Source organism: Limnohabitans sp. MMS-10A-192, assembly GCF_003063335.1.
GTDB lineage: Bacteria > Pseudomonadota > Gammaproteobacteria > Burkholderiales > Burkholderiaceae_C > Limnohabitans_A.
Map to the genome: position 1 here is coordinate 66,342 of NZ_NERX01000007.1, position 13,460 is coordinate 79,801.

Sequence of the window (13,460 nt, forward strand, 5' to 3'; positions counted from 1 at the left end):
CTGGATTTTCAAGTTTTGGAAGAAGATGCCACGACTGCGCCTGAATTCAGCATCGCTTCGATTTGTTCTTGTTCGAAGCCCATTTCAGCAAGCAGTGGCTTTGAGTCCCACCCTTTGGGTTGGGCCGTAGACCGCACATCCAAGTAGCCATCGTCAACTCTGATGGAAGCGCGAATGGCTGCAACAGTGCCCTCTGTCGGGTGTGATTCTTGAGAGATCAAACCGACAGCCTTCAGATGCTTGTCGTGTTGTAGCGTTTCCAGGGTGTGACAGGGCTGAACGGCAATGTCTGCTTTTTGAAATAGCTCAAGCCATTCGTCCGTGGTCATGTGGGTCAGCGGCGCGCCCCTGATTTCAAACCATTCTTTAACGTTCTTTGCCCGTGCGGATATTGAATTGAACCGCGCATCGTTGAGCAAGTCGCTGCGGCCAGTCGCATTCAGGAAGGCACGAACCTGAGAATCCGTGTTCACCGTGAAGGAAATCCATCCGTCAGATGTTTGAACAGGTTTGTTTTGCGGACTGAGCAGTCTGAGGTCACCTGCGGGTCCGACGGGAGGGTCAAAGCTTTGTTGCGCCAGATGCTCTTGCAGGACAAATCCAGCCATGGTTTCAAACATGGGGACCTCAATCGTGCAGCCCTTGCCAGTAGATTGGTATTCCACAACGGCGGCCAGAATGGAGCCAGCTGCGATTTCTCCTGCCACGTGATCGCAGATCAACATGGGGACATAGTTTGGCGCGCCATCGCGTTTCAAAAACAATCCGGCCATGCCTGTGACACCTTGGACGACGCTGTCATAGGTTGGAAGGCCTGCATAGGGGCCATCGGTGCCATAGCCCGTGATGAGGCAATAAATTTTTTCAGGAAAGCGACTGCGTATCGAGTCCGCATCAATGCCCAGTTTTTGCAGGGCTTGAGGGCGCATGTTGGCCACAATGACATCAACAGACTCAATCAAGCGATCCATGACTTCTTTGGCTCCCGGCTTCTTGAGGTCAAGGCAGATATTTCTTTTGCCACGGTTCAAGTGCAAGTAAGCACCCGAATGTTGACCTGTAGGCGAGAGGCCGCCAAGCCCGCGCATGAGGTCACCTTCCGGATTTTCAACTTTGATGATCTCCGCCCCGTACTGACCGAGCCGCCATGTACAAACTGGGCCGACAACGACACTGGTCAAATCCAGCACACGGATATTTTTCAGTGGCTTAAAGCTCATGGGTAATTACCTCCATATCAATGGCCAAGATGAAGCGGTGGTCATAGGCTTGGATTTGCCACTTCCCCTCCAATTGTTTGGCCACCATGGTGATGGGGCTTCCACAGAAAAGAGGCGCAATGTGGCGAACCTTGATGCCAGCAGGGTGAACATTGACGTCGTTACGCAAAAACTCTGTCATCAGCAGTGTGGCAAGACCACCGTTGACAACCAGGTCAGGGAATCCTTCTACATTGCGGGCGTGTGAGCGGTCAATGTGGATCTTGTGCGAATTAAAGCCAAGCGCTGAATATTGAAAAATCAGCGTTTCATCGGGCACAACTGTTTTCACAAACTGGCCTGTCAGCTCATCAGGGTGCTTAGACACACCAACGGCTGAACCACCTTTGCTGGCAGGCAGCAGCAGGTAGGTTTGCGTTTCAACCAGAGCCAATGTTTGGCATTCGGTCAGTGTGAGTTCATGTTCAATGGTCGCAATGGCCAATGGACCTGACTGATTGGTTTTCTGAGTGATGTTGCGGATGCAACTTCGACGAGTGACAGCGGTGCCGATGGGAATGTCCGATTTGTACGCAACCGTTCGGCCTCCCAGCATCAATCGTGGAAGGCCCATATCGGGCATAGGAACACCAAGGCCGGGAAACCCATCTGCTCTGAGCTGCGAGCGCTTGGTGTCAGCGGCCATCAACAGGAACTGCCAACCTCTGGGCAAAGCAGCCCCAAGCTCAAAAGCATCGGGTTCTAAATCCAGCATGGCTGCGACTCTGCGCACAGAGGAGACGCTGCATATTTCTGTGCGCACGACTTCTTCCTGACTGGCAATCAAACGTGTTGGATTTGGCAATATTGAATTCATATGTGAATCCTATCATTCATTGGTAATTCTGAAAAGCGTCCAAATTGCAGTTTCAGGCGGAAAAATATAGGGATAACCCTTAGAAAGATTCACTTGTGCATCATTGAATTCACATATGAATTGCTATATCGTTCATACCCAGAGTTGAGGAAGAGAACTTGGCTCGCAGAAAAAGTGACCTCGTGAACAAGAGTCAAGGGGTTCCATCTCAAACCGAACGAAAGGAAATGGCGATGAATTTCAAGTTCCATCACATGAACATCTGTACCGACAACTTGTCGCGACTGAGCAAGTTTTACAAAACGCTTTTTGATCTGGGCACGATTGCAGACAAAGAGCACACCGTGGTGAGCGGCATACGCGAAGATCGCGCTTACACAGGCAAAGTGGACTTCCTGACGGATGGCGACATTGAATTCCATTGGTCAGAGCGTGACCTGGAAACGGGATTCAAAATGAAGAAGTTTGTCAACCCTATGGGGCATGGACATTTCTGCTTCCGTACAGACGACATCAAGGGGTTCATGCGTCGCTGCGATGAACTCGGCATCAAGTACGCGGACTATGGATGCTGGGCCATTCCTGGCTGGTATCAGGTGTTTTTGTATGACCCAGATGGCCACTGCATTGAAGTGCACCAGCCGAATGTTTTTAATTGAATCAATAACCAAAGGAGACAAAATGTCATTCGCTTCGAAAATCAATCAGGCTTCTGTAGGTACAAATCGTCGAGACCTTCTGAAGGTTATCGCAGGCGTATCTGCAACCACCATGGTACCTGGAATTGTTCTGGCTCAGACGGCCAACAAGGTCAGTATGAAAATCGCCATCACACTGCCCGATACCCACCCGACACCCGTTGCTTTGAAGGCGGCTTGCGCTGAGATCTTGAAAGAATCAAACGGCCGACTGAGCATTGATGTCTACTCCAGCGGCCAGTTGGGCAGCGACACTGACACACTCTCTCAAGTTCGCTCCGGTGCCATCGATTTTGTGTGCACTGCAGGTTCGATCTATGGCAATCTGATTCCCGTTGCGGCCATCAACTCCATCGCGTTTGCGTTCCCTGATTACGCCACGGTCTGGAAAGCCATGGACGGCGATCTGGGGGCACACATGAAAGCTGCTTTTGACAAGGCCAACCTGGTGCAGGTGGGTAAAGCTTTTGACCATGGCTTCCGTCAGATCACACATTCGACAAAACCGATCACATCACCCAAAGACATGGTGGGTATGAAGATTCGGGTTCCTGCTACGCCCTTGTGGACATCCATGTTCAAAGCGTTGGACGCAGCGCCCGCATCGGTGCCCATCGGCGAGTTGTACACCGCGCTGCAAACCAAAGTCGTTGATGGCCAGGAAAACGCACTGCCCACCATCGATGCGGTCAAGTTGTATGAAGTTCAAAAGTACTGCTCATACACCTCGCACATGTGGGAATACTTCTCCTTGGTGGGTAACAAGCGAAACTGGAACGCCTTGCCTGAAGACCTGCGCGCCTTGGCTACGCGTATTTTTGAAGCGCACGCTGTGAAGCAACGAGCCGCTCATGATGCGCTGAACGCAACACTCGAGACCAAACTCAAAGGTCAGGGTATGCAGTTCAATAAAGTGGATACCAAGCCATTCCGCGACATTTTGCAAAAGTCCACCTACTACGTTGATTGGCAGAAGAAGTTTGGTACTGAAGCTTGGGCTTTGCTCGAGAAATACAGCGGCAAGCTCGCTTAAAAAAGACGTCATTTTCGCGTCTGGCATCTAGCACCTGACAGGCATATCGGATTTTTCCGGTATGCCTGCTTCACTGCTGCTGTTGAGATTTACACATACACATTGCCACTGAAACATATGAACAGTCCGGATTCACCTTCTTCGGCGCTCGAACTGGGGCCTCAGTTGTCCCCTGCTGAGACCGCGTTCAACCGCATGCTATCCAAATGGATGATTCCTCTTGAGGCAGCCTGCGCCGCACTCATGGTCAGCATTGTGGTGATGCTCTTCAGTGGCGTCATGGCGCGGTATGTGTTTTCACGACCTCTGGGTTGGATCGATGAGGCCGTTTCATTTGCATTCATCTGGGTGGCCATGTTGGGTGCGGTACTGGCCATGCACCGCAACGAGCATCTTCGCCTGTCCATGTTCGTCGACAGAATGTCAGATCGTTGGCGTGGCCTTGTTCATGCATTTGCGTTGGCTGCTATGGGCGCATTTCTGATTGCGCTGATTGGCCCCGCCATTGAACATGTAGAAAGTGAATGGATTGTCACATCGCCAGCGCTTGAAATACCAAGCGGTATTCGGGTGATCGCCATAGCGTCAGGCATGATTTTGATGTTGGCTGTCATTGCGGCTTATGCTTTGAAGACCGTGACAAAAACCAATTTGTCCATCGCTGTCGTGGGTGTTGGTGCATTCATTGTGGCGTGCAATTGGCTATCACCCAATTTCAGCCAATTGGGTTTGATCAACATTTTGATTTTCTTGTGCGGTCTGGTCATTCTCTGTCTTGTATCGGGAGTGCCCATTGCCTTTTGTTTCGGCATTGGCGTGATGGCGTATCTGGCATTCACCGGCAATGTGCCACTGGTGGTGATTGTTGGGCGAATTGATGAGGGTATGGGCAACATTGTTCTGGTTTCGGTGCCCATATTTGTGCTGCTGGGTTGCATTCTGGATGCAACAGGCATGGGCAAGGCCATTGTTGATTTGCTGGCTTCCTTGATTGGTCATGTGAAAGCAGGCATGTCTTACGTCCTGCTGGCTTCATTGTTCATCGTGTCTGGTATTTCAGGCTCCAAAGTTTCGGACATGGCCACAGTGGCTCCGGCACTTTTCCCAGAGATGCGCAGACGAGGCAACAAGCAATCAGAAATGGTGGCGCTTTTGGCAACTGGTGCTGCCATGGCTGACACTGTTCCACCCAGCATTGTTTTGATCGTGCTCGGTTCTGTGGCGGGTGTGTCGATTGCAGGGCTCTTTGAGAGCGGCTTCTTTGTGGCCATGGTGCTGCTGCTGGCACTTTTGGTGCTAGCTCGCTGGAAGGCGCGCAACGAAGAAACAGGAAACATTCAACGTCCCAGCGCCAAGGTCATCGGACGTTTGGCCTTGATTGCAGCCCCTGCGCTTGTGCTGCCATTTTTGATCCGCAGTGCGGTTGGCGGCGGCGTCGCAACGGCAACCGAGGTGTCCACCATCGCGGTCCTTTACGCCATGTTGATTGGCCAGGTTTTATACGGTGGCATTGGATGGAAGCGTGCTTATGCCATGTTGGTGGAGACCGCTGCTCTGAGTGGTGCCATTCTGCTCATTTTGGGAACGGCTTCTGCCATGGCATGGGCGATCACGCAAAGTGGAATCGTTCAGCAACTCTCTTCGTTCTTGACCACCTTGCCAGGGGGCTGGATGGCTTTTATGGCCGTCACAGTGCTTGTATTTTTGATTTTGGGATGTCTTCTTGAAGGCTTGCCTGCAGTGTTGCTGCTGGCACCGATCATGTTCCCCATTGCCAAAAAACTGGGCATCAATGACATCCATTACTCCATGGTGATTGTCTGCGCCATGAACGTTGGATTGATGATGCCGCCAATCGGCGTTGGCTTTTACATTGCATGCCGAATTGGTGACGCCAAACCCGATGACGTGATCGTTGCAATCTGGCCTTACATCGCCGCTCTGCTGGTTGGGGTCATTGTGATTGCAGCCTTTCCAGCCTTGTCAACTTTCATGCTCTGATGTTTTTTTAAGAGCCATGCTATGAAAGTTTTCGTGACGGGTGCGGGTGGATACATCGGTGGATCCGTGGCAGCCGCTTTGATCAAAAGAGGGCATCAAGTCAGAGGGCTGACGCGCAGTGCTGCCGGTGCCGAGCAGTTGAAGTCTTATGGCATTGACCCTGTCATGGGTGAGCTGGATGATTCACGCTTGTTGATGCAAGAAGCTTCTGTGGCTGACATGGTCATCAACACCGCCAATGCCGACCATCAAGGGGCGGTGGAAGCGCTGATTTCGGGGTTGAATCAATCAGGCAAAAGATTGATTCATACCAGTGGCACGAGCATTGTGGGTGATGACGCTCGCGGTGATTTTTGTTCCGAAGTCATTTTTTCTGAGGAAACATCCCTGGCAATAGACCCCCGCAAGCAAGCGCGACGCGACATTGATTTGAGGGTGATGGATGCTGCCAAGCAAAACGTTCACTCCGCCGTGATCATTCCCAGTTTGATTTACGGCCATGGAACAGGCGTCAACAAGCAAAGCATTCAGGTGCCATTCTTGGTCAAGAATGCCCTTGAAGTCGGCTCCGTTCAGATTGTGGGCAAAGGCTTGAATACCTGGTCGAACATTCACATCGACGACTTGGTGAACTTGTACCTTGCTGTGTCAGAGCAAGCACCGGCGGGTTCTTTTTATTTTGCTGAAAACGGTGAGGCAGCTTTCAGTGATGTGGCAGATGCCATATCAAGGCGATTTTCAATTCCTCAAATTGAGCACCTCCACGCAGATGACGCCGTCAAGCGCTGGGGTGCTGCAAGGGCACTTTTCACCTTTGGAAGCAACAGCCGAGTCCGGTCGGTTCGGGCCAAAAAAGAGTTGAACTGGCGCCCCGTACACGTGTCTGTCCAAAACTGGATTTTGGCAGGCTACCAACCTCAATGAATGAATGATTTTTAAAAGGACTGTTGACCTATGTTACTGATGGATAAGGTTTGCATCATTGCAGGCGCCGCATCACTGCGCAGCATTGGCTATGCAACTGCAGAATTGTTTGTTGAACACGGCGCCAAAGTCGTCGTCACGGACGTCAGCATGAATGCGGACGTGTTGGGCTCGATCAAGACATCGATTGAAAATAAACTGCAGAGGTCAATTTCTATAGATGGCATTCAATGCGATATCAGTCAAAAAGAAGCCTGTGATGCATTGATTGCGGAGGTCGTTCAACGCCATGGCAGGATTGATTGCATGGTCAATTCGGCGGGCATCGTACGATCTAGCCCGATTCTTGAGATCGATGAGAAAGAGCTTGATCTCATGTTCGACATCAACCTCAAAGGTGCATTCTTCCTTTGCCAAAGTGTTTTGGAAGTTTTTAAAACTCAGCGTTCGGGCAATATCGTGAACGTCGCATCTCTGGCGGCCCAACGTGGCGGTGGTCTTGTGGGTGGTTCGCACTATGCGGCCTCCAAGGGCGGCATGCTGAGTCTGACCAGAAGCATTGCCCGCGAATTTGGCGCACTGGGCATTCGTGCCAACGCGATTTGCCCTGCGATGATTGATACCCCCATGCTGGATGGCATCTCGCAAGAGCGTCTTCAAGGCATTGTGGAGGGTATTCCGCTTAAACGCATTGGATCGACACGGGAAATGGCGGGTGCTTGTTTGTATCTTGCTTCTGATCTCGCAGGCTTCGTGACGGGCGCGACGCTGGATGTCAACGGCGGAACACACATCCACTGAACTTGAAAACGGATTGGCATTCCAAAATCATTCTGGCGTTAGGCGAAATTCGAACTCAGACGCATTGAATCGTTCAATTGATTAGGTTTGGGTGAAGACTTTGCATCGTGGAGATGACTTCCACGATGAACTTATCGTATCCAAGGCTTCACTTTCACTTGCCTTGGCAGGTGAGTCTCTAAAAAATGAATCCCAAAAAAAGCGGCACATCCATGATGTAGCCGCTTTTTTGATTTCCGCACTTATTTTCTTTAAGTGCCCTTAGCTGCACAAAGGCAGTGCTCAGCTTAAACGACCGCCCATGGAAGTCGTTTAAGCCAATGTCTGATGTCTGATCAGAACGGGTATTGCTGTTGATGAGGCTCGATGGTGACCCATTTGAGCTCTGTGAACTCATCCACCACTGCGCGGCCATCAAAGCGACCATAGCCGCTGTTTTTGGTGCCGCCGTAAGGTGCTTGAGCCTCGTTCTGCACGGTGGCGCCGTTGACGTGGACAGAGCCATAGTCCATTTCCATGGCCACTGCCAATGCGCGGTTAACGTCACGCCCGAACACACCAGAAGACAGGCCGTAGTCACTGTCGTTGGCCACGTCGATGGCTTGCTGGGTCGTCTTGACACGAATCACCACCGTGATGGGGCCAAAGGTTTCCTGGTCATAGATTTGCATGTCTGAAGTGACATGGTCCAGGATGGTTGCTGGCATCACGGCACCATCGGCCACACCACCGCACACCAGTTTGGCGCCTTTGTTCAAGGCGTCTTGCAGCATTTCGTTGATGCGTGTGCCCGACGAGGCATTGATCATGGGGCCAATGATGCATTGGGGGTTAACGGCAGGATCACCGCCTTGCAGTTCTTTGGCGCGTGCCGCAAATTTGGCAACGAATTCATCGGCCACTTTTTCGTCCACGATCAAGCGCTCGGTGGACATGCAAATTTGACCCTGGTACAGGAAGGAGCCAAAGACTGCAGCTTTCACAGCCTCATCCACATTGGCGTCGTCCAACAACACCAAAGGTGATTTACCGCCCAATTCCAGCAGGCAACGCTTGAGCTGCTTGGCGGCTTTTTCCGCCACGATGCGTCCCACGCGTGTGGAGCCTGTGAAGTTGATGCGGCGGATGGCTTTGTGGGCAATCAAGGCATCGACCACTTCGGGGGCGCTTTGTGGCGAGTTGCTCAGGTAGTTCAAAGCACCGGCAGGAAAACCTGCCTCCACCAAGGCCTCGGCGACCAGGGCGTGTGTTTTGGGGCTGGCTTCGGATCCGCGGAAGACCACGGTGTTACCGCACACCAAGGGGTAAGCAATGGCGCGAGCAGCCAGCACCACGGTGCCGTTCCAAGGCACGATGCTCAGGATGACACCCACAGGTTGACGCAGCGTCATGGACAGCGCGCCGGGTTTGTCGGTTGGAATGGTTTCGCCCTGAATTTGCGTGGCCAGCGATGCGGCTTCGCGGAACACGTTGGCGGCCAAGTGCACGTTGAAACCTGCCCACAGCGGCGATGCACCCACTTCAGAAGCCATCACCTCGATGAACTGAGGCGTTTTGGATTCGAGGATGTCAGCCGCTTTGAGCAGCAGGCGACGGCGCTCGCTGGGTGGGGAGTTGCGCCAAGATTTGAACGCAGCATGTGCGGATTCGGCCGACTTTTTGGCGTCTGCAACGCTGGCCGAAGAAGCTTCTGTGACCAGGGAATTGTTGACGGGGTGACGACGCTCGAATTTAGCGTCGTTTTCAGCGTTGACCCACTGGTTGTCGATGAGGAGTTGGGATTTCATGATGTTGTCTGCTTGAGGTTCTTGGGTTGAAAAAAGATTTTTTAAATAACTGAACATGGTGGGTGCGATATCAGCTGCGAGGAGCGAGGATGTCGGCCATGCGCTCACCAATCAAAGCGCATGTGGCCATGGTGGCGACCGATGCGATGCGCGGCATGATGGAACTGTCGGCAATGCGCAGGCCCTGAAAGCCATTCACACGCAGTTGAGCGTCCACGACAGCTTCTTTGTCTTTGCCCATGCGGCAAGTACCGGATTGGTGGAAATAGGTCGTCGCGCCATTGCGCACGAAATCTTCCATTTCTTTGCCTTGGAGTTTTTTGCCTGGAGCGACTTCGCGTTTGACGAAATCTTTCATGGCGGCTGAGTTGCCGATGTCGCGGCTGACTTCGATGCCAAAAGCCAAAGCTTTCACGTCATCCGGGTGGCTCAGGAAACGCGCATCAACGATGGGGCGATCTTTGGGGTCGGCCGAGCGCAGCTTGATCTCGCCACGGCTCTTGGGGGCCACCAGACCGGCGCACAAGGCCCAGCTGGTGCCGGGTGGCGAATATTGTTTGGCCACCACGTCAGAGGCGTAGGGCAACTCGATCTGAACGATGTTGACGTCGGGTGAGGCCAAAGACGATTGGCTCTTGAGGAAGCCCGCAGCATTGGCTGCGCTGTTGCGGTGGGGAATGTGCTCTTTGGGTTCAAAGATACAACCGCCGTGCAGCAGGTGGTCCTGGAAATTCTTGCCCACTTGTTTCGAATTGACCACAGTTTTGATGCCGTGCTGGCGCAACTGCACATCGTCACCAATGCCGCTGAGCATGAGCAGTTTGGGTGTGTTGATGCCGCCCGAGCAAATGATGACTTCGGTGTTGGCACCAATCACGCTTTGAGTGCCGCCACGGTTGATGTGCACGCCGGTCACTTTGGTGCCCGACAGGGCCAGTTTGTCCACATGCGTGTTGACCACCACCGTCACGTTGGGACGCGACAGCACGGGGTACAAATAAGAGCGGGCCATGCTCTGACGACGGCCATCGCGGATGATCTGGTTCATCAATGCGAAGCCGATGCCGCCTTCTTCACGCTGACCATTTTGATCGTCCAAAACGGGGTAGCCCAGCGTCTTGCAGGCCTGCAACAAGCCATTGGCCACAGGATGGGGGTTGTTCGCCGGTTGGCACCACACCGGGCCATTTTTGCCGCGGTAACGGGCATCGGGTTTGCCTTGCCAGTTTTCCATGCGGCGGTAAACCTCCAGGCCCGACTCGTAACCCCAGGCCTTATCGCCACTGGCCTTTGCCCAAAACTCCAGATCATTTTTGAAGGGGCGAGCCCAGATGGTGGCGTTGATGCTGCTGCCACCGCCAACCACGCGGCCCATGTGTTCGGGGATTGCTCGGTTGTTGGTGTGCGGTGATGCGATTGCCACATCACCCCAGTCACGCTCGGTGCCCAAATTGGTGAACCACACGCTGGGGTCCAACACGGAAGGTGCTGTGTCCCAGTCACCAGCTTCGATCATCAAAATTGAAGCATCTTTGCGCGTGGCCAGACGGCCAACCAGTGCGCAAGCTGCAGAGCCTGCACCGACCACCACATAGTCGTATGACGCTTTCAAATTGGTGCTGCGCTCGTTTTGATTGGCACGCATGGCATCGAGTTCGTCGGCCAGAGCGCTCAGGCCCAGCGAGCCAAAGCCTGCGGCCGTGGCTGCTCGGATGAAACCGCGCCGGTTCAGGCGGCCTGCAATCAGGGCGCGCTCCAGGCGCTCCATCAGGGTGTCGTTTTGTGCTTCCATAGGGTCAATGCGGTGGTTCATTTGTCTTCCTGTGATTCTGGTTTCGTGATCAACTCGCTGGTGCTGGCGGGTCATCGTTCGCCCAGCGCAGGTGCGACTTTAGGCGGCACGTCAACAGCCTTGTATGTCGGGATTTCCCCCACCTTTTTTGTTCTGTCTTGGAACAAATTCATACCTGCAATGCCCGCAGCAAAGTGGTTCTTGGTGTCAGGACAGGAATGGGTCAGCCTTCAGCTTTGTGGGGCTGCAAAACACGGCCGTCTTGACGGCCCGCCCGCTCGGCGGTTCTTCTTTTGCAGAAGAAATTATTTTTTGTAGTCGGCGGGATCGATGCCCAGCTCTTTTAGGCGTCGGTAAATCAGACCGCGCGACACTTTCAATCGCTTGGCCGCCTGCGACACATTGCCTTTGTGTTCGGCCAGACACTTCCGAATCAGGTCGGCATCGGCTTGTCGTAGGCTGTCGGCCGGCAAATAGGCTTCATGCAAGTCTGGCGCAGAAAGTGTGCCTAACGTGTGCGTGGCTGGGGCTTGTGGCTCAGGTGGCGTGGCGGCGGGTGTGCTGCCCGCAGCTGGGGGGCTGGTCTGAGCCACCGGCAAGCCATGTTTGCGCAGCTCGCAGGTGACGAAAACATGCAATCCGTTTCGCAGACGTTGCGACTGAAAACCCTGACCGACCAAGGAAGCCAGTTGGCCAAAATGGGTGTCAAAGATGTGCTCGGTGGCGCAGGCTTCCCGCTCGTCGGGGTTGACCGACATGCCCAGTAAATTGCTGGCCACGGAGTTGAGCCAGACCAGTTGGCCGGCCAGGTCGAATCCCAGCATGGCGACCATCGGGGTCTCAATGATGGCTGGCAGAAATTGAAATTTGACGATGAGCAAATCTTGCGACTGCGCCACCAGCAAACGGTTTTCGATGGAGGCGGCATACAAACCGACCACGGAGGCGGGGTCGAATTTGAAGGGCACACCTTCGCTTGAAATGTCCAGAATGCCCGCCAGTTGGCCTTGAATGTTGCGGATGGGTGCGGCCGTGCAAAACATCGTGTTGACCGCATTGGCGTAATGCTCGGCCCCCAGCACAGACGCTTGTTTGCCGGTTCGGGCGACGATGCCTGGCGCGCTGGTGCCGACATGTTCTTCCGACAAATTGACGCCAATTCGGTGGGCCACCGGAATGATCCCTTGCGTCAGGTGTGCAGAGGGGGTTGCGCCAATCAGCACGCCAGAGGCGTCCGTCAAGATGGCCGAGCAATGCGCCGAGCCCAAGGCACTGCCCAAAGCTGGCATTTCATCGAGCCAGGCCTCATGCAGGGTGCGGTTTTTTTGCAATGCCAATTGGCTGCGGCTGAGCGAAACCGGTTGGAATTCGATCTTGTCGTGGGGCTTTTGGCTGGAGCGGTGACAGCGGGTCCAGGACTGAAAAACCGCTTCGCTGACCACGCCCGTTGGCAAAATGCCTTCTTCGAAATAACGTTGACGCGCCAGTGCGACGCGTTCCTCACGTGTGACAAAGAAGGGGCTGTTCATGGCCTGCTTATTCCGCAGCGCCAATCGTCAGTGCCACCTCGGCCACGCCTTCGACACGGCCGGTGATCTGGTCACCGGTCACCACCGCACCCACGCCTTCGGGCGTGCCGGTGTAAATCAAATCGCCGGGTTGCAGGTGGTAGTAAGTCGACAGGTCCGCGATGATTTCGCGGATGTTCCAGATCAGCTTGTCCACGTCGGACGATTGCTTGGTCGTGCCGTTGACTTCGAGGGCAATGGCGCCGTTCTCGATCACCACGCCGGGCATGGGCACGATCTCGGTACAGACCGAGCCTTGCTCGATGTCCTTGCCCGTGTCCCAGGGGCGGCCCTTGTCGCGCGCCACCAGTTGCAGGTCGCGGCGGGTCATGTCCAGACCTGCGGCGTAGCCATACACCAGTTCATGCGCGTTGGCTTCACTCACGCGGAAACCTTCTTTGCCAATGGCCAGCACCAGCTCCATCTCGAAGTGGTAGTTGTTGGTGCGGGGAGGGTAGGCCACGGTCGCGCCGCTTTCCACCAGGGTCTGGGGCGACTTGGTGAAGTAGAAGGCTTGCTCAACGCTCTTGTCGACCGGACGGCCCATCTCGACAGCGTGCGCATGGTAGTTGCGGCCCACGCAGAAGATGCGGTTGATCGGGAAGCGCTCGGTTTTGCCGCGAATGGGCAAGGACTGAACGGCGGGCGGGGTGAAGAGGTATGAGGTCATTGAGAGGTTTCAGTGTTTGTATTTTTTGAATTCGTCATTGCGAGCGAAGCGTGGCAATCCATTGCTGGATCGCCACGTCCCTTCGCTCCTCGCGATGACGGTGGTGCGTC

11 protein-coding genes are annotated in these 13,460 nt (G+C 54.0%); 5 read left to right on the top strand and 6 right to left on the bottom strand.

The features are described 5' to 3' along the window. Nucleotides 1–8: 8 nt before the first annotated feature. Both B9Z43_RS13965 and B9Z43_RS13970 read right to left on the bottom strand, forming a co-directional pair. Nucleotides 9–1,220, bottom strand: a complete 1,212-nt coding sequence (locus B9Z43_RS13965; RefSeq protein WP_108326561.1) for a CaiB/BaiF CoA-transferase family protein — start codon at nucleotides 1,218–1,220, stop codon at nucleotides 9–11. Then, nucleotides 1,210–2,076, bottom strand: coding sequence for a hypothetical protein (locus tag B9Z43_RS13970; RefSeq protein WP_108326562.1), 867 nt, complete (start codon nucleotides 2,074–2,076; stop codon nucleotides 1,210–1,212). Before B9Z43_RS13970 ends, B9Z43_RS13965 begins: the two co-directional genes overlap by 11 nt. 233 nt (nucleotides 2,077–2,309) lie before the next feature. Here B9Z43_RS13970 and B9Z43_RS13975 point away from each other — a divergent pair, with 233 nt between their 5' ends. The 5 genes from B9Z43_RS13975 to B9Z43_RS13995 all read left to right on the top strand — a co-directional run bounded on the left by B9Z43_RS13975 (nucleotide 2,310) and on the right by B9Z43_RS13995 (nucleotide 7,533). Further along, nucleotides 2,310–2,735, top strand: coding sequence for a VOC family protein (locus B9Z43_RS13975; RefSeq protein ID WP_108326563.1), 426 nt, complete (start codon nucleotides 2,310–2,312; stop codon nucleotides 2,733–2,735). A gap of 22 nt (nucleotides 2,736–2,757) precedes the next feature. Further along, nucleotides 2,758–3,807, top strand: coding sequence for a TRAP transporter substrate-binding protein (locus tag B9Z43_RS13980; RefSeq protein ID WP_108326564.1), 1,050 nt, complete (start codon nucleotides 2,758–2,760; stop codon nucleotides 3,805–3,807). Between the two features lie 195 nt (nucleotides 3,808–4,002). Further along, nucleotides 4,003–5,808, top strand: a complete 1,806-nt coding sequence (locus tag B9Z43_RS13985) for a TRAP transporter large permease subunit (RefSeq protein ID WP_233253969.1) — start codon at nucleotides 4,003–4,005, stop codon at nucleotides 5,806–5,808. A 21-nt stretch (nucleotides 5,809–5,829) separates the two neighbouring features. Then, complete coding sequence (locus B9Z43_RS13990; protein ID WP_108326566.1) at nucleotides 5,830–6,732, top strand: NAD-dependent epimerase/dehydratase family protein; 903 nt, start codon at nucleotides 5,830–5,832, stop codon at nucleotides 6,730–6,732. Nucleotides 6,733–6,762: 30 nt separating this feature from the next. After that, a complete protein-coding gene (locus tag B9Z43_RS13995; RefSeq protein WP_108326567.1) occupies nucleotides 6,763–7,533 on the top strand; it encodes an SDR family NAD(P)-dependent oxidoreductase in 771 nt (256 codons plus the stop codon). A 335-nt stretch (nucleotides 7,534–7,868) separates the two neighbouring features. On the opposite strand, the gene B9Z43_RS14000 is transcribed toward B9Z43_RS13995, so the two are convergent. The 4 genes from B9Z43_RS14000 to B9Z43_RS14015 all read right to left on the bottom strand — a co-directional run bounded on the left by B9Z43_RS14000 (nucleotide 7,869) and on the right by B9Z43_RS14015 (nucleotide 13,350). Then, entirely contained in the window at nucleotides 7,869–9,320 is a 1,452-nt protein-coding gene (locus tag B9Z43_RS14000; protein ID WP_108326568.1) for an aldehyde dehydrogenase, read from the bottom strand. A 70-nt stretch (nucleotides 9,321–9,390) separates the two neighbouring features. Beyond that, nucleotides 9,391–11,133: a GMC family oxidoreductase gene (locus B9Z43_RS14005; protein WP_108326569.1), complete on the bottom strand. Its 1,743-nt coding sequence runs from the start codon at nucleotides 11,131–11,133 to the stop codon at nucleotides 9,391–9,393. 284 nt (nucleotides 11,134–11,417) lie between these two features. Beyond that, entirely contained in the window at nucleotides 11,418–12,641 is a 1,224-nt protein-coding gene (locus B9Z43_RS14010) for a helix-turn-helix domain-containing protein (RefSeq protein WP_108326570.1), read from the bottom strand. 7 nt (nucleotides 12,642–12,648) lie between these two features. Further along, the gene (locus B9Z43_RS14015) at nucleotides 12,649–13,350 is read right to left on the bottom strand and encodes a fumarylacetoacetate hydrolase family protein (protein WP_108326571.1); all 702 of its coding nucleotides are present in this window, start codon (nucleotides 13,348–13,350) and stop codon (nucleotides 12,649–12,651) included. Nucleotides 13,351–13,460: the final 110 nt, after the last annotated feature.

Bases quoted from the DNA above. Each gene is read 5' to 3' on its own strand.
- B9Z43_RS14010 (WP_108326570.1), bottom strand. From the start codon at position 12,641: ATGAACAGCCCCTTCTTTGTCACACGTGAGGAACGCGTCGCACTGGCG.
- B9Z43_RS13990 (WP_108326566.1), top strand. From the start codon at position 5,830: ATGAAAGTTTTCGTGACGGGTGCGGGTGGATACATCGGTGGATCCGTG.
- B9Z43_RS13970 (WP_108326562.1), bottom strand. From the start codon at position 2,076: ATGAATTCAATATTGCCAAATCCAACACGTTTGATTGCCAGTCAGGAA.
- B9Z43_RS13975 (WP_108326563.1), top strand. From the start codon at position 2,310: ATGAATTTCAAGTTCCATCACATGAACATCTGTACCGACAACTTGTCG.
- B9Z43_RS14015 (WP_108326571.1), bottom strand. From the start codon at position 13,350: ATGACCTCATACCTCTTCACCCCGCCCGCCGTTCAGTCCTTGCCCATT.
- B9Z43_RS13965 (WP_108326561.1), bottom strand. From the start codon at position 1,220: ATGAGCTTTAAGCCACTGAAAAATATCCGTGTGCTGGATTTGACCAGT.
- B9Z43_RS13985 (WP_233253969.1), top strand. From the start codon at position 4,003: ATGCTATCCAAATGGATGATTCCTCTTGAGGCAGCCTGCGCCGCACTC.
- B9Z43_RS14000 (WP_108326568.1), bottom strand. From the start codon at position 9,320: ATGAAATCCCAACTCCTCATCGACAACCAGTGGGTCAACGCTGAAAAC.
- B9Z43_RS14005 (WP_108326569.1), bottom strand. From the start codon at position 11,133: ATGAACCACCGCATTGACCCTATGGAAGCACAAAACGACACCCTGATG.
- B9Z43_RS13980 (WP_108326564.1), top strand. From the start codon at position 2,758: ATGTCATTCGCTTCGAAAATCAATCAGGCTTCTGTAGGTACAAATCGT.
- B9Z43_RS13995 (WP_108326567.1), top strand. From the start codon at position 6,763: ATGTTACTGATGGATAAGGTTTGCATCATTGCAGGCGCCGCATCACTG.